13 protein-coding genes and 1 pseudogene are annotated in these 15,095 nt (G+C 48.7%); 12 read left to right on the forward strand and 2 right to left on the reverse strand.

The genetic code is table 11. The features are described 5' to 3' along the window. Positions 1–181: 181 nt before the first annotated feature. Positions 182–856, reverse strand: coding sequence for a DNA repair protein RadC (gene radC, locus UNDKW_RS07760; protein WP_162058227.1), 675 nt, complete (start codon positions 854–856; stop codon positions 182–184). A gap of 96 nt (positions 857–952) precedes the next feature. Between radC and UNDKW_RS07765 the strand changes: the two genes are divergently transcribed. The 7 genes and pseudogenes from UNDKW_RS07765 to UNDKW_RS07795 form a co-directional block, all read left to right on the forward strand. After that, positions 953–1,408, forward strand: a complete 456-nt coding sequence (locus UNDKW_RS07765; RefSeq protein ID WP_162040515.1) for a peptidylprolyl isomerase — start codon at positions 953–955, stop codon at positions 1,406–1,408. Between the two features lie 9 nt (positions 1,409–1,417). Continuing rightward, on the forward strand, positions 1,418–2,356 hold the full coding sequence (ispH, locus tag UNDKW_RS07770) for a 4-hydroxy-3-methylbut-2-enyl diphosphate reductase (RefSeq protein WP_162058228.1): 939 nt from the start codon (positions 1,418–1,420) through the stop codon (positions 2,354–2,356). A gap of 532 nt (positions 2,357–2,888) precedes the next feature. Beyond that, positions 2,889–3,818: a branched-chain amino acid ABC transporter permease gene (locus UNDKW_RS07775; protein WP_162040517.1), complete on the forward strand. Its 930-nt coding sequence runs from the start codon at positions 2,889–2,891 to the stop codon at positions 3,816–3,818. An 11-nt stretch (positions 3,819–3,829) separates the two neighbouring features. Continuing rightward, on the forward strand, positions 3,830–5,020 hold the full coding sequence (locus UNDKW_RS07780) for an ABC transporter ATP-binding protein (protein WP_162058229.1): 1,191 nt from the start codon (positions 3,830–3,832) through the stop codon (positions 5,018–5,020). A gap of 11 nt (positions 5,021–5,031) precedes the next feature. Then, a complete protein-coding gene (locus tag UNDKW_RS07785; RefSeq protein WP_162040519.1) occupies positions 5,032–5,802 on the forward strand; it encodes an ABC transporter ATP-binding protein in 771 nt (256 codons plus the stop codon). Continuing rightward, positions 5,802–6,524 (forward strand): ABC transporter ATP-binding protein, encoded by a 723-nt coding sequence (locus tag UNDKW_RS07790; RefSeq protein ID WP_162058230.1) that lies wholly within the window; start codon positions 5,802–5,804, stop codon positions 6,522–6,524. Before UNDKW_RS07785 ends, UNDKW_RS07790 begins: the two co-directional genes overlap by 1 nt. Positions 6,525–6,835: 311 nt before the next feature. Beyond that, positions 6,836–7,320: pseudogene (locus tag UNDKW_RS07795) on the forward strand (MFS transporter); the annotation flags it as partial. 180 nt (positions 7,321–7,500) lie between these two features. Here UNDKW_RS07795 and UNDKW_RS07805 read toward each other — a convergent pair. Beyond that, positions 7,501–8,058 carry a phasin family protein gene (locus UNDKW_RS07805; RefSeq protein ID WP_162058233.1) on the reverse strand — a complete coding sequence of 186 codons (558 nt, stop codon included), beginning with the start codon at positions 8,056–8,058 and terminating at the stop codon, positions 7,501–7,503. Between the two features lie 363 nt (positions 8,059–8,421). On the opposite strand from UNDKW_RS07805, the gene UNDKW_RS07810 reads away from it, so the two are divergent. The 5 genes from UNDKW_RS07810 (at position 8,422) to UNDKW_RS07830 (ending at position 15,067) form a co-directional block, all read left to right on the forward strand. Further along, positions 8,422–8,862, forward strand: a complete 441-nt coding sequence (locus tag UNDKW_RS07810) for a thioesterase family protein (RefSeq protein ID WP_162058234.1) — start codon at positions 8,422–8,424, stop codon at positions 8,860–8,862. Continuing rightward, on the forward strand, positions 8,859–9,551 hold the full coding sequence (locus tag UNDKW_RS07815; RefSeq protein ID WP_162058235.1) for a nitroreductase: 693 nt from the start codon (positions 8,859–8,861) through the stop codon (positions 9,549–9,551). The genes UNDKW_RS07810 and UNDKW_RS07815 overlap by 4 nt, the downstream gene beginning before the upstream one ends. A gap of 182 nt (positions 9,552–9,733) precedes the next feature. Beyond that, positions 9,734–10,780 carry a D-alanyl-D-alanine endopeptidase gene (gene pbpG, locus UNDKW_RS07820; RefSeq protein ID WP_162058236.1) on the forward strand — a complete coding sequence of 349 codons (1,047 nt, stop codon included), beginning with the start codon at positions 9,734–9,736 and terminating at the stop codon, positions 10,778–10,780. A 629-nt stretch (positions 10,781–11,409) separates the two neighbouring features. Further along, positions 11,410–12,219 carry a sulfotransferase gene (locus tag UNDKW_RS07825; RefSeq protein WP_232063299.1) on the forward strand — a complete coding sequence of 270 codons (810 nt, stop codon included), beginning with the start codon at positions 11,410–11,412 and terminating at the stop codon, positions 12,217–12,219. Positions 12,220–12,259: 40 nt separating this feature from the next. Then, the gene (locus tag UNDKW_RS07830; protein ID WP_162058237.1) at positions 12,260–15,067 is read left to right on the forward strand and encodes a DUF4347 domain-containing protein; all 2,808 of its coding nucleotides are present in this window, start codon (positions 12,260–12,262) and stop codon (positions 15,065–15,067) included. Positions 15,068–15,095 lie beyond the last annotated feature (28 nt).

Below are 15,095 nucleotides of genomic sequence, written 5' to 3' on the forward strand. Positions count from 1 at the left end.
ATGAAATATCAACGACTTGCGAAAAACAAGTGTGTCTTTTTTAAAAAATTAATTTAACAATTGAATTTTCCTGGTTTTTTCGCAGGTAAACGCGGGTGTAAACTGCGAGTGATAACAAAGTCTTATCTGCAACAATGGCTGGTCCAATGTTGCAAAATGGCTGGCCGGGCGGGGTTGATGCTCACATCAGGCCATGCTCTGCAAATGAATACACATTGGGATTGGCAACAATAAAATGATCCAGCACACGAACATCGATCAGTGCCAGTGCCTGCTTCAGGGTTTGAGTGAGGCTGATGTCTGCCTGACTTGGTTCGCAGGAGCCTGAAGGGTGGTTGTGTGCCAGTATGATGGCCGCGGCATTTTGCTGCAGGGCCGACTTCACCACCTCACGCGGATAGACGCTCGCATGATTGAGAGTGCCACGGAACAGTTCTTCAGCCTTGATCAGGCGGTTTTTAATATCCAGGAACAGGATGGCAAAAGACTCATGTGGTTTATTTCCTATCATCAGTTGCAGATAGTTTTTCACAGCCTGCGGCGATGATAGCGAGGCGTTTTCCTGCAGTTCTTCAGAAATCGCCCGTTTGGCCAGTTCCAGTACGGCATGTAACTGTGCATACTTGGCTGCTCCCAGCCCGTGTATGGAGGAAAAATCCTTCATATTTGCTGCAAAAAGGCCTGAAAGAGAGCCAAAGTGCTTGATCATATCGCGCCCCAGATCGACTGCGCTTTTTCCTTTGACGCCGACCCGGAGAAAAACAGCCAGTAATTCGGCGTCTGATAGTGCGCTTGCTCCATGCTTGATCAGGCGCTCACGCGGGCGTTGATCTTCTGGCCATTCTTTGATTGCCATCTAGCTTTTCCCCATAGAATTTGGTCCTTGTCTCTTCATAAGCTAAAGCTGGCTTACAATATCGGATTCTCAGCCTCATAAGCCCAGTTTCATATCATGTCTTCGAATGTTATCCCCACTGTGACACCCAACGCCTACCTGACCCTCCATTATCGCCTTGCGACGCTGGCTGGTGAAGATATACTCAGCACCTTCAAAGAGCGCCCAGCCACATTGCAACTGGGCACAGGGCAACTGGCACCAGAGCTGGAAGCATCCTTGCTGGGGCTCGAGGAAGGTTCTCATACCACCCAGGAACTGGCACCTGAAAAAGCCTTTGGGCCGCGCAACCCGGATTTGATACAAAGAGTATCGATGGCTACACTAAAAGAAAACTCTGCTTTTGGCGAGCAATATGTGATTGGCGACCTGGTTGAATTTGCCGCGCCTGCGGGTGGCAAGTTTGCCGGCATCTTGCGAGCGATTGACGATGAAGGTGCATTGTTTGACTTTAATCATCCTCTGGCCGGGCAGACCGTGCTGTTTGAAACAAAAATTATCGGGATTCTTTAATCAAAGCTTATGGACAAAGAAATCTTATTAGCCCAGCCGCGTGGATTTTGCGCTGGAGTAGATCGCGCCATCGAAATCGTCGAGCGTGCCTTGCAACAATTCGGTGCACCGATTTATGTCAGACATGAAATCGTGCACAACGCCTATGTCGTGAATGACTTGAAAAACAAGGGTGCGATTTTTATTGAAGAGTTGGAAGATGTCCCGCCGGGTAATACCCTGATATTTTCTGCCCACGGCGTGTCGCAAAGCGTGCGCCAGGATGCCGAGGCCCGTGGCCTGACGATTTTTGATGCTACCTGTCCACTGGTGACCAAGGTGCATATAGAAGTGGCCAAGATGCGCAAGGAAGGCCGCGAAATCATCATGATAGGCCACCATGGTCACCCTGAAGTAGAGGGCACGATGGGGCAGGCTAATGAGGGCATGTATCTGGTGGAAACTGTGGCTGATGTCGCCAGTCTGAAAGTAAAAAATGCAGATATGCTGGCTTTTGTGTCGCAAACCACATTGTCTGTTGATGACACCGCAGAAATTATAGATGCTTTGAAAAAGCGCTTTCCTTTGATCAGTGAGCCAAAAAAGGGCGACATCTGCTATGCCACGACCAACCGGCAAGAGGCGGTGAAATTCATGGCGCCGCAAGTTGATCTGGTACTGGTGGTTGGAAGCCCGAACAGTTCCAATTCCAACCGTTTGCGCGAAGTCGCCGAAAAGAAAGGTGTGACCGCCTATATGGTCGATAATGCCAGCCAGATCAAACCTGAATGGCTGGAAAACAGCTTGCGCATAGGCGTGACTGCCGGTGCATCTGCACCGGAAGTGCTGGTGCAAGAGGTGATTGCCAGTTTGCGCCAACTGGGTGCACGCAGTGTACGTGCGCTGGATGGTGTTGAAGAGGCTGTGACTTTCCCCATGCCCAAAGGCCTGGCTGCAGCAAAAGTTTGATGCTTGTAACTCTCTTAAGTAAGTGAATTTGATAAAAAATTTGTTTTGGCTGTTGTTTTCGATATTTTATTTTGCAAATACGTGTTTAAGATTGCGGCACAATCAAGTTCGGTATTTGCCGGACTTGGCAAAACGTGTATGCTGGTATTCGGCACTTGTGGAAAGTACGTAGCTTGCGGTGGTTTTTTTACCACTGGAAGAGCAGGCAAACTATGTATAATCCCGCCGACTTTACTGGGATAACCTTTAAGTCAAAATATATTACAAAAACTTTTACCAAAAGTTGCTGAGGAGAGTTCTACTATGTGCATCGATTACGCCATTATTGCTTCTACTTTGATGACGCGCCTGTTTGGCTAACGCGCGTTCGAATTCCGGCGGCACCCAGTCTGGGTGCCGCTTTCCTTATCAGGAATGATTTTTGCTGAAACCTGCATGTTGTTACCCGATTCTTTCGGGTGGCAAGATGGCAAGCAGTTCATCTCCTGGTTTTTTCAGAAATTCGTTTCGTTTTTAAAGTGAGAAGCAAAATATGGATACCTTTATCCAACAAATTATTAACGGTCTTGTGCTGGGCAGCATGTATGCCCTGGTCGCACTCGGTTACACCATGGTCTATGGTGTGCTCAATCTGATTAACTTCGCGCATGGCGACGTACTGATGGTCGGTGCGATGGCTGGTCTGAGTATCATCAAGTTTTTATCCGTGGTAGCTCCTGAGCTGCCAGGCATAGTCAAACTGATTATCGCCATTCTCGGCGCTATCCCTGTCAGTATTGCTGTCAATGTACTTATCGAACGCGTGGCTTACCGGCGCTTGCGAAATGCACCGCGCCTGGCCCCGCTGATTACGGCGATTGGTGTCTCCATCCTGGTGCAGACTTTTGCGATGATGATCTGGGGCCGCAGCCCTATTCCTTTCCCTTCCGTGATGCCATTGGAACCTGTGCAAATCGGCGGTGCAGTGATTTCGCAAACACAGATACTGTTGCTGGTGTTGGCGACTCTCTCCATGGTTGCCCTGGTTTTGCTGGTGGAAAAAACCAAGATGGGCCGGGCCATGCGTGCAACTGCTGAAAATCCACGCGTTGCCGGTTTGATGGGTGTCGATTCCAACAAGGTCATTGTTGCAACCTTTGCGATAGGCGCTGCACTGGCGGCTGTTGCTGGCGTGATGTGGGCTGCCAATTATTCGTCTGCACAGTTTGCCATGGGTTTTGTGCCGGGTCTGAAAGCTTTCTCTGCAGCGGTACTGGGTGGTATCGGTAATATCTACGGTGCGATGGTAGGCGGTATCGTACTGGGCCTGATTGAAAGTCTCGGTGCCGGTTATATCGGCGACCTGACCGGCGGTATTCTGGGAAGTCACTATCAGGACATCTTTGCCTTCGTGGTATTGATTATCGTATTGACCTTGCGTCCATCCGGCATCATGGGTGAACGTGTTGCTGATCGTGCGTAAGGAGAAAATCTATGTCTACATTATTTGATGTAAAAGCCAATCCGCAAAAGGCATTTGCCAGTTTCGCCGTACTGGCGGTTATTCTGGTGGCATTTCCTTTTGTTGCTGCCAATTTTGGTAATTCCTGGGTCAGGATTATTGATCTGGTGCTCTTATATATCATGCTGGCCCTGGGTCTCAACATTGTGGTTGGTTTTGCCGGTTTGCTTGACCTGGGCTATATCGCGTTTTATGCGGTTGGTGCCTATCTGGCAGGTATATTTGCTTCTCCACAATTTGCCATTGCTCTGGAATCCATCGTCGATAGCTATCCTGGTTTCGGTGCCTTCCTGGTCAATGTGCTGGGGCAGGAAATCACTCAGAATGGCATTCATCTGTCAGTCTGGCTTATTGTGCCTATGGCGGCAGCGGTAGCAGGCCTGTTTGGTGCGATACTGGGCGCACCTACCCTGAAATTGCGTGGTGATTACCTGGCGATTGTGACTCTTGGCTTTGGTGAAATCATCCGTATTTTCATGAATAACATGAATGCACCGATTAATTTTACCAACGGCCCAAAAGGTATCAACAAGATAGACCCCGTCAGTGTGTTTGGTGTGTCATTGGCTGGTGAGCCCGGCAGCAATGCGACGGTACATTTCCTGGGCATGAGCATGCCTTCGGTGAATGCCTATTATTTCCTGTTCCTGTTCCTGTGTATCTGTATCATTCTGGTTTCCTTCCGTTTGCAGGATTCCCGTCTTGGCCGCTCCTGGGTTGCCATCCGCGAAGATGAAATTGCTGCCAAGGCCATGGGTATCAATACCCGCAATATCAAGCTGCTGGCTTTTTCCATGGGCGCCTCTTTTGGTGGCGTGTCTGGCGCGATGTTTGCCAGCTTCCAGGGCTTTGTTTCTCCAGAATCATTCTCGCTGATGGAATCCATCATTGTTCTGGCTGCAGTTGTGGTCGGCGGTATCGGCCATATCCCGGGTGTGATCATGGGGGCTGTGGCACTGATCTCCCTGCCAGAAATATTGCGCCACGTCGTCAGGCCTTTGCAAATGCAATTGTTTGGCGAAGTATGGCTGGAAGATGAAGTTTTACGTCAGTTGATCTACGGAGCGACACTGGTTGGTGTCATGCTTTATCGTCCAGCCGGTTTGTGGCCAGCGCCCAAGCACGAAGACCGTATGGCTAAGACTAACGAAGCGGCAGCATAAGGAAGATCGAGATGACTGAACAAACTATCTTAAAAATCGAAGGTGCCAATAAACGTTTTGGCGGCTTGCAGGCGCTTTCAAATGTAGGCATCAATATCAAGAAAGGCCAGATTTATGGCCTGATCGGGCCTAACGGTGCTGGCAAAACCACTTTTTTTAATGTCATCACTGGCTTGTATCAACCAGACACAGGAACCTTTGAGCTGGAGGGCAAGCCTTATTCGCCATCAGCACCGCATGAAGTGGCCAGGGCAGGTATCGCCAGGACCTTCCAGAATATCCGTCTATTTGGTGAAATGACGGCATTGGAAAATGTCATGGTAGGCCGTCATATCCGCACTCATCAAGGTGTATTTGGTGCTGTGTTCAGGCACGGCGCAGCAAAAAAAGAAGAGGCTGAAATTCGTCAGCGTGCGCAGGAGTTGCTGGATTTTGTGGGCATAGGGCAGTTCGCCAGCCGCACATCCAAGTTCCTGTCTTATGGTGATCAACGCCGTCTGGAAATTGCCCGTGCACTGGCAACAGATCCAAAGCTGCTGGCACTTGATGAACCTGCTGCCGGTATGAATGCGACAGAAAAACTTGCTCTGCGCGAGTTGCTGGTCAAGATCAAGGCAGAGGGCAAGACGATTTTGCTGATTGAGCATGACGTCAAATTGATGATGGGATTATGTGACAGGATGACTGTTCTGGATTACGGCAAGCCAATTGCAGAAGGTTTGCCAGCAGACATACAGAAAAATCCGGCAGTTATCGAAGCGTATTTGGGAGGTGGTCACTAATGGCTGAGAACGTATTAAAGATAAGCAATCTGAAAGTTGCTTACGGCGGCATCAAGGCCGTTAAAGGAATAGACCTGGAAGTCAACAAGGGTGAATTGATTACCTTGATCGGTGCCAATGGTGCAGGTAAAACCACGACACTGAAAGCCATCACCGGCACCTTGCCTGCCTGTAAGGTTGAAGGCGAGATTGTCTACCTGGGTAACTCCATCCGTAACGTCAATTCTTTCGAGATGGTGAAAAACCACCTGGCCATGGTGCCAGAAGGCCGGGGCGTGTTTACCCGCATGACCATTCTGGAAAACCTGATGATGGGGGCTTTTATCCGTAATGATAAAGCGGGTATCGAAGCCGATATCGAAAAATGGTTTGCCGTCTTCCCGCGCCTGAAAGAGCGTGCGGCACAACTGGCAGGTACCTTGTCCGGTGGTGAACAACAAATGCTGGCGATGGCACGCGCACTGATGAGTCACCCTAATCTATTGCTGCTGGATGAGCCATCCATGGGGCTGTCACCTATCATGGTGGAAAAGATTTTTGAAGTGGTGCGCAATGTGTCAGCCCAGGGAATTACGATCCTGCTGGTAGAGCAGAACGCCAAGCTTGCCTTGCAGGCAGCACATCGCGGCTACGTGATGGATTCTGGTTCCATCACGATGAGTGGCAATGCCAAGGATATGCTGAATGATCCTAAAGTCCAGGCCGCTTATCTTGGTGAGTGATGATACGTTTTACGAAGTAAGGTAAGTCTCTTGCGCAGCATGCGCTGTGCAGGGACCTTTCAAATACCTGCAAGTAATTGCAGGTATTTTTTTGTTTGTTTTTTCTCTTATTATCACTTTTCATTTTTCACCTGGCCATGACAGGCATCTTTTGCTATCCGCAAAAAACGCATCAGGCGATGGAGTCGCTTATCACAATGTAATTGCCCGGGTTTTTTTGCAGACACTTGTTTCCAGACTTGACCTTGATGTGGGTCAAGATATATTCCGTTTTTGGTAAATAGTTTATATAAAACAATAAAGGAACATACATGGAGTTTGTCAATAATATGCAGGCTGCATTGAGCAAGGATGCTGCCATCGCCACACCGGGTTATAGTCGCTGGCTGATAGCCGCTGCTGCTGTATTGATCCATTTCCCGCTTGGTCAGGCATACGGATTTTCTGTCTTCAACGGGCCGCTAGTGAAAGTGCTGGGATCAAGCCTGACCAGCGTTGGCTGGATTTTTTCTGTGGCCATTATTTTTCTGGGGCTGTCAGCGGCAATCTTTGGCAAATGGATAGAACGCGTCGGTCCGCGCAAGGCCATGCTGGCGTCAGCATTGTGTTTTTTGCGGGCTTTCTGGTTTCAGCATTGGGCGTGGTACTGTGCTCTTTGCCAGTAGTTATTCTCGGCTACGGCGTGATTGGTGGTACGGGTCTGGGGATAGGCTATATTTCACCCGTTTCGACACTGATCAAATGGTTCCCTGACAGGCGCGGCATGGCTACCGGTCTGGCTATCATGGGCTCTGGCCTGCGTTCCACTGGGATGGGGAGTCTGGCAAACGGCAATGAAAGTCATGGCTATGTTTGCGTAAGCTAAGCATGTGTACATAAGCAAAAAGCCCTGGCATGTTTCCAGGGCTTTTTGCTTGTTGCCTGCTTGTTAGCCTGTTACAGTAGGAGGGGAGTCCTGCTGTAACAATGCTGATGCTTACTTCTTCGCGGCTTTTGGTGTTGCCGCTTTTGTTGCAGTAGAAACTGCATTGTTCAAGTTGGCTTCGAGAGCTTCAACTGCTTGTTTGGTTGTTTTGCTGATGTGATCGTAGCTGGCGTTCGCATTGTCTATCGATGTTTTGAACAGGGATACAAATTGTTCGGATCCTGCAGGGGCATTTTTAGACACTTCGTCAATCAGGGACAACACTTTGCGGTTGGTTTCCGCGATTTGTGCTTCAGCCGCATGTGTGAATTCTGCCTGTGTGCTGGTGGCGATATTTGCCAGGTGACGGCTATATGCCAGTACTTTTTCAGCGGTAGGCTGTGCCTGCGCTGCGGACAGATTGAAAAATTCTTGCGGGTCTTTGGCAGCCAGCAATTGCTTGGTTGCAGCAGAGCTTTCTTCCAGAGAGGATTTGGCGGCATTCAAATTCAGTTCGATGAATTTTTCTACGCCTTCAAATGCTTTGCCTGTCAATGTAGTGAACAGCGCAAGTTGTGCATCGAAATTGGCTTTAGTTGCTGCAGAAATTTGTTCGGGTGCAGTAAACATGGACATCTCCTAAGTAGGAAAGTGGAATACAAGAAACCTGGCGATTGCTAAGTGGAATGTTGCAACGCCGAACTTAATTATTAAACCATGAAATTGTGCGATGCAATAATCCATATTCTATTGAGTCGCAAAACGAAGTCAAGGTAAATTTGTGCGTCGCAATATAATAATTATGTATATAAAATCATTTGATACAGTTACCCGGTCAGGAAAATGGAAAAACAAGCAAGGACACTTTTCCTGTGGTAATTATGTATGGTAATTATGACCAGAAAATGAAGTGGCATGCCTATGTTAGACTTTCGTATGGAGATTTGCGTTCAGGTAATTCATTTTGTGACAAGCATATAGCTGGGAGAGGCAATGGCAATCACTGCAAAAACAAAAAAAGACTTTAAGCATTTTCATGCAATTACTACACGCTGGATGGATAACGATGCTTATGGGCATGTTAATAATGTCGTGTATTACAGCTGGTTTGATACTGTCGTCAACGAGTTCCTGATCAGTAACGGTGTCCTGGACATAGAAAACAGCCCGGTCATAGGCCTGGTCATAGAAACCCAGTGCAATTACCTGGCCTCGGTTGCTTTTCCTGATGTCATAGAAGCAGGCGTCAGCGTCAGCAAGTTAGGTAATTCCAGCGTGCGCTATGAAGTAGGCATTTTCAAGAATGGTGAAGACCAGGCTGCCGCTCAGGGACATTTCGTGCACGTTTATGTAGATAGGGAGAATCGCCGCCCTACAGCCATCCCTGGCAACATGCGCCAGCTCTTGCAAACAATAGAGGTAACCGGCTCATGATTACGTCAGCAAATCAGCAAGTGGTTGATGAAGCCATCACGTCGCGCCGCTCGATACGTGCATTTTTGCCAACGGCCGTGGCGCGTGAAGATATACAGGCAATACTTGAGGTTGCTGCCCGCGCACCATCTGGCAGCAATACCCAGCCCTGGAAAGTTTATGTACTGACCGGCTCCCGCCTGCATGCAGTATCGAATGCCATTCTGGCTGCCCACAATAGTGAGGGGCAGGGGGGGCATGAGCAAGAATACAATTATTATCCGGTGAAATGGATTACTCCCTACCTGGAGCGTCGCCGCAAGGTAGGCTGGGATCTATATGCCTTGCTGGGCCTGGGGCGTGAAAACAAGATGGGCATGCACGCGCAGCATGGTCGCAACTATGCCTTTTTTGATGCGCCGGTGGGCTTCATCTTTACCATAGACCGGGTCATGGAGCAGGGGTCATGGCTGGACTACGGCATGTTCCTGCAAAATATTATGATTGCTGCGCGTGGTCGCGGTCTTGACACCTGTCCACAGGCGGCCTTCACTCAATATCACAAGGTAATTGCAGAGCAGCTGCAGCTACCGGCAGATGAAATGCTGGTATGTGGCATGTCACTGGGTTATGCCGATCACAGCAAAATTGAAAACAATCTGGTGACCGAAAGAGCGAGCCTTGCTGATTTTGTACGGTTTATCGAATAAAGAAGACAATTGATTATTTCTGGAAAGTGAATTGTGAATTTTGTTTAAAAGCCAGAATATTTTTGCAACTTACCCTAAGGCTGCGAATGAATAAGCGCAGCTAACTCCTTATTTTCCTTGCGGAATTTCCGAATTTTGCTACACTGCACTATCTTTTTGGCATATCTAATCTGGAGTCATTAATGGTGAAATTTGCCCGTAGTGCAGTGGTTTTTGCATTAATCGCACTCTTGCCAGTGGCTAGTGCGCTGGCTGCCAACAACACTCACAAGAATTCTTCCAAGAAACATGCTGTCCATGGCAAGACGCATGCGGCTCCGCATAAGAAAATTATTATTCATACTGCGTCGGGCAAACTGGTCAAGCGTACCGTCATGGTGCATGGCAAACGAAAGGTCATTACAGAGCGAGTGGCTCTGGTACGTGAAGTGCCGGACAAGCCCAGCATGGGTGATACCGTCGGCTTGAAAAATACTCAGGACCCTCTGGAATTGAAATCAAATGTGGCCTATGTGGTTGATCAGGATAGTTCCAAGGTCTTGTTTGAAAAAAATTCTGACGTTTCCCTGCCTATCGCTTCAATCACCAAACTCATGACCAGTCTGGTAGTAGTAGAAGCCCATCAGGACATGGATGAGCAGATAGAAGTGACGAATGATGATATCGACAAGGAAAAAAACACCAGCTCCCGCTTGAAGATAGGTGCCAAATTATCGCGCTCTGACATGTTGCATATTGCCTTGATGAGTTCAGAAAATCGTGCAGCCTCTGCACTCGGACGCAATTATCCAGGTGGCTTGCCTGCATTTGTCACTGCGATGAACACCAAAGCGAAGCAGCTGGGCATGACTGATACGCATTATGTGGATTCCAGTGGTCTTTCCAGCCAGAACCGCGCCAGCGCACGTGATTTGGTGAAACTGGTCAATGCTGCCTATCAGCACCCTGTAATCAGGCAGTATTCTACCGATTCAAAATACGTCGTTGCGCCAGGTGGCAAAAATCTCGAATACGGCACGTCCAACAAACTGGTTATCAATCCTGCATGGGAAATCGGTTTGCAAAAAACAGGTTACATTGCCGAAGCTGGCCGCTGCCTGGTTATGCAAGCGATTATTGAAGGCCGCAATATTGTCATGGTCTTCCTTGACTCCAAGGGCAAATATTCACGTCTGGCAGATGCCGACCGCATGAAGAAATGGCTGGAGACGATCAAGCCGCATGTCTGAGCAGTATTCAAAGCATGTCGTAATAAATGTAACACGCAAGAACAAATTCTCACTATACCCGCCTTAACAGGCGGGTATTTTTTTGCCAATAAACATTTAAGTCTGGGCAAAAGCTGAAATCAGCAGGCTTACGAGGCTCTTACGATACTTGATTACAATAAGTAATTTATTTGATGAATTTTCGGTATTTGCCATCCAGTGAATTTGAGTCCATCGCTTCAGGTACGACCTGATCCCGTGTAAGTAGCTGCATTCCCCCAAAAATGTGGTGAAACCTTGCCGTCACTTCCCTTTAAGAAATACTCTAAGATGTGCCGACTTGCACTGGTAAGTTTGTTGGGAAAATGTAGCGAATTTGTCTTGCCGAAACAATTATGGAGTGGCTTTAACTATATTTCACATTCTGTTTTTTATGAAATTAAATATTTAAAGCCTTTTGGGGTATTGTCCTGCATTTTGCCTATCTTTTAATCAAGAGAATGTTTCTCAAAGCTAGAGATGGCGAGGATAGAAAACCGTAGTTGGATTTTCCTTCATCAATGTTTCTATATTATTTTAGTAAAGCAATCGTTTGCTCAATTTTTGAGAGAACTTTATTCACACAGTAGTAGTTTTATTTGCCTCAAATAATGACGACACCGACATATCACTTTATCTCAGGCCTGCCACGTTCTGGCTCTACCTTATTGGCTGCTTTGTTACTGCAAAACCCACGCTTTCATGCCGGGATGACCAGCCCTGTCGGTACTTTATATACCAGCATGTTGCATCAGTTTGGCGCAGGGACTGAGTTTGGTCCGGTCATTACCAAGGCTGAACGCAAGCGCCTGGTGCGTGGTTTGTTTGATTCTTATTATGCCGAGCACGCTGACAAGAGTGTGGTATTCGATACCAACCGCATGTGGACAGCCCATTTACCCATGCTGATGGACCAGTTTCCCGGTTCCAAAGTGATTGCCTGTGTGCGCAATGTCGCCTGGGTCATGGATAGCATAGAACGCAAATACGCGGCTGATCCTTACGAAATCACACGCCTGTTCAATGACGACAATGAACGGGCAACAGTCTACAGCCGGGTAGAAACTCTGGCACAGCGCAACCGCATGGTGGGTTACCCCTGGGCGGCCCTGAAGAGTGCCTTTTACAGTGAGCATGCCGGTTCCATGCTACTCATCGATTATGACTTGCTGGCACAGGCACCACAAAAAGTGCTGCCGCTGATTTATGACTTTATCGGTGCCGAACCATTCGAGCATGACTTCCAGAATATCCAGTATGACGCGCCAGAATTCGATGCGCCTTTGGGCATGCGTGGCCTGCACAAAGTCAGGCCAGCTGTCAGCTTTCAGGCCCGCGACACCATACTACCCCCGATTTGTTTCAGCAATACAGCCAGCTATCGTTCTGGAAAGACACGACCGGTAGCCGTGCCAATGTAATCACCGCCAAATTTGTTCCAAATTCTACTGAAAATTGAAGATGACACTGATTAAACCCCTGAATCCAGCCACTTCTGAAATCAATTCATCTTCCGGTTCTTCGTCAAGTTTTGCATTTGACCCTCTACATCCAAGCCAGGCAGATGGTTTGCCGTTTGTCTCCACTGCAGTTGTTGCGCCAGCCGTTTCCGCCATTACGCAAACCCCAGCTGCACCATCCATTAACCTACCATCCGTTGCAGCCCCTGCACCTGTCGCTGCCGCAACGCCCCGTGAAGTGGTGTTTGTTGATACCACGCTGCAGAACTGGCAAGGCCTGATTGGCGATCTTAAACCCGGTACGGAAGTCATCACGCTCGATCCGTTAAAAAACGGTGTACAGCAAATGGCCGATGCCTTGCAAGGCAAGGCCGATATCACTGCTGTCCATATCGTGTCACACGGTGGTGAGGGCTACCTGGTGCTTGGCAATACCATGCTGTCTTCGTATAACCTGACAGACTATCAGTCCAGCCTGGCGACCATACAAAAAGCCATGGCACCAGGGGCTGATATTTTGCTGTATGGCTGTGATGTTGCCAAAGGCGATAACGGCACAAGCTTTGTGAATCAGTTGGCTAGAGCGACAGGTGCAGATGTCGCTGCATCGACCAATGACACGGGTGTACATGGTGATTGGGTGCTGGAATATCATAGTGGCGTGGTAGAGACTACTGCAATAGCTGCACAACAATATCATTATGACCTCGCGACCATTACTGTTACTAATTTGAACGATAATGGCACAGGCTCGTTACGAGATGCTGTGGTGAACGCGACTGGCAACGGCGCTGCCGATACTATCGTATTTGATCCAGCCTTGTTTGCCAGTGGTGCTGGCACCATTACCCTGACCAGCGGATCGCTTGAGGTTGGTGGCACCAGTGATGCGGATGCATTTAGTATTATCGGCCCTGGCAGCAATTTATTGACCATCAGTGGTAACAATAGCTCGCAAATTTTCCGGGCGGATAATTATGCTGCGGCCAATACTTCAGCATTGAATATTTCAGGTATGACGCTGAGCAATGCCAGCAATACCACAGCAACCGGGTACGCTCTTTCCCGTGGAGGCGGTGCCATTATCGTGGCGAGTACCGGTGCCGTGGTCATCGATCATGTAGTCATAAAGAATTCCAGTTCTTCCGGCTATGGCGGCGGCCTTTCTTCTTACGGTAATTACAATAGCAGTATTACCGTTAGCAATTCAAGTTTCCAGTCCAACACCACCACTGGCGCTGGTGGCGGCATTCATCTAGCTGCCAAATCGGTCACACTGCTGAATAACACTTTTGAAGGCAATACTGCTGTAACCAACGGTGGTGGTGTCGCACTCGGGATCATTGGGGCGGGTAATTTCACGGTCACCAATAACACCTTTTCCAATAACACCAGTGGCGCAAGCAATGTGGTGGCGGGCAAAGGTGGCGGATTGCAGATTTCGTCCTTCTCTGGAAGTACTGGCAGCATCATCAATAACACCATTGTTGGCAATCATTTCATTGGCAAATCAACGGACAATGTAGACCTGGTATCTGCGGATGGTGGGGGCTTGCATGTAGATGGCTCGCCTGGTGTGATTACGCTGTCGAACAATCTGATTGCGAACAATACAAGTACCGGCGCAGCTGGCAATAATGGCGCTGATCTTGTCCTGGGGCGCAATCTGACTGTCAATGGTGCAAATAATATTTTTGGAACCACGGCTGGCACCTACACCGCATCCGGTAGTGGCGGTAATACAATCAATAACCTGACCGGTACCATTTCCACAGTTCCAAGCATGGGTACACTGGCCTACAATGGCGGCCCGGTAAAGACTATTTCAATTGCTGGCGGCAGCAGTGCCGTAGGTGCAGGTACAACAAGCGGCGCGCCGACGACGGATGCACGTGGATTTAACCGAGGTGGCACAATTGATATTGGCGCCTATGAATCGTCCGATAATGGCAGCTTTAACTTCAGTGGAGTGGTGTCACCGGCAAATGGCTTCGTTGATGTACCCATCAATTACGACCTGGTGATTGATTTTGGCACAGCAGTCACTGCAGTTGCCAGCAAAAATATTGTCATTTACCGGCAGTCAGACAATGCAGTACTGGAAACCATCGCTGCAACAGATACGGGCAAGGTTACATTCAGCAGTGGCACCGGTGGCGCCAATAGCAAGGTCACGATTAATCCTGCCGCTAATTTCCTGGGCAAGACGGGTTACTATGTATTGATAGACAGCGGCTCTTTCCTGGACAGCAGCAACAAGTCGTTTACCGGTATCGCTTCGAGTTCTAGCTGGGCCTTTACTTCTGCCGGTTTGCCATCCACCATCACTAGTGCCACCTATGACGCCAGTACCGGCATTCTGTCGGTTACTGGAACCAATATGGCGAACGGCGATACGATTGATGTTTCCAAGCTGTCGCTAACAGGGCAGGGTGGTTCGTATACGCTTACTTCAGCAAATGTAACCACAAGCAGCGCAACTGCATTCTCGGTGACCCTGAATGCGGCTGACAAACTCGCAGTGAATGGTGTACTGAACAAAAACGGTACGACGGCGGTTGATACCACTACTTTTAATCTGGCAGCGGCCGCAGGTTGGGATGCGTCGCAAGGACCATTGGCAGATGCTACAAATGCAGTGACTGTCTCCAACGTCACTGCACCAACGATTACGTCTGCAACTTACGACGGTACAACGCATGCCTTCGTCATCACGGGTACCAACCTCGTCAAGACCATTGGTGCAACAAACGATGTGAATATCTCGACGCTGACCATCACTGGCGAAGGGGTGCAACCCGCACGCTAAGCACTACTGGCAACATCGAAATCAACTC

The organism is Undibacterium sp. KW1, from assembly GCF_009937955.1.
In the GTDB taxonomy this organism is placed as follows: Bacteria; Pseudomonadota; Gammaproteobacteria; order Burkholderiales; family Burkholderiaceae_D; genus Undibacterium.

What these genes read in the sequence shown, in the direction of transcription:
- UNDKW_RS07780 (WP_162058229.1), top strand. Translation starts at nt 3,830, where the DNA reads ATGTCTACATTATTTGATGTAAAAGCCAATCCGCAAAAGGCATTTGCC.
- UNDKW_RS07785 (WP_162040519.1), top strand. Translation starts at nt 5,032, where the DNA reads ATGACTGAACAAACTATCTTAAAAATCGAAGGTGCCAATAAACGTTTT.
- UNDKW_RS07830 (WP_162058237.1), top strand. Translation starts at nt 12,260, where the DNA reads ATGACACTGATTAAACCCCTGAATCCAGCCACTTCTGAAATCAATTCA.
- UNDKW_RS07765 (WP_162040515.1), top strand. Translation starts at nt 953, where the DNA reads ATGTCTTCGAATGTTATCCCCACTGTGACACCCAACGCCTACCTGACC.
- UNDKW_RS07775 (WP_162040517.1), top strand. Translation starts at nt 2,889, where the DNA reads ATGGATACCTTTATCCAACAAATTATTAACGGTCTTGTGCTGGGCAGC.
- UNDKW_RS07815 (WP_162058235.1), top strand. Translation starts at nt 8,859, where the DNA reads ATGATTACGTCAGCAAATCAGCAAGTGGTTGATGAAGCCATCACGTCG.
- ispH (WP_162058228.1), top strand. Translation starts at nt 1,418, where the DNA reads ATGGACAAAGAAATCTTATTAGCCCAGCCGCGTGGATTTTGCGCTGGA.
- UNDKW_RS07790 (WP_162058230.1), top strand. Translation starts at nt 5,802, where the DNA reads ATGGCTGAGAACGTATTAAAGATAAGCAATCTGAAAGTTGCTTACGGC.
- UNDKW_RS07810 (WP_162058234.1), top strand. Translation starts at nt 8,422, where the DNA reads ATGGCAATCACTGCAAAAACAAAAAAAGACTTTAAGCATTTTCATGCA.
- pbpG (WP_162058236.1), top strand. Translation starts at nt 9,734, where the DNA reads ATGGTGAAATTTGCCCGTAGTGCAGTGGTTTTTGCATTAATCGCACTC.
- UNDKW_RS07805 (WP_162058233.1), bottom strand. Translation starts at nt 8,058, where the DNA reads ATGTTTACTGCACCCGAACAAATTTCTGCAGCAACTAAAGCCAATTTC.
- radC (WP_162058227.1), bottom strand. Translation starts at nt 856, where the DNA reads ATGGCAATCAAAGAATGGCCAGAAGATCAACGCCCGCGTGAGCGCCTG.
- UNDKW_RS07825 (WP_232063299.1), top strand. Translation starts at nt 11,410, where the DNA reads ATGACGACACCGACATATCACTTTATCTCAGGCCTGCCACGTTCTGGC.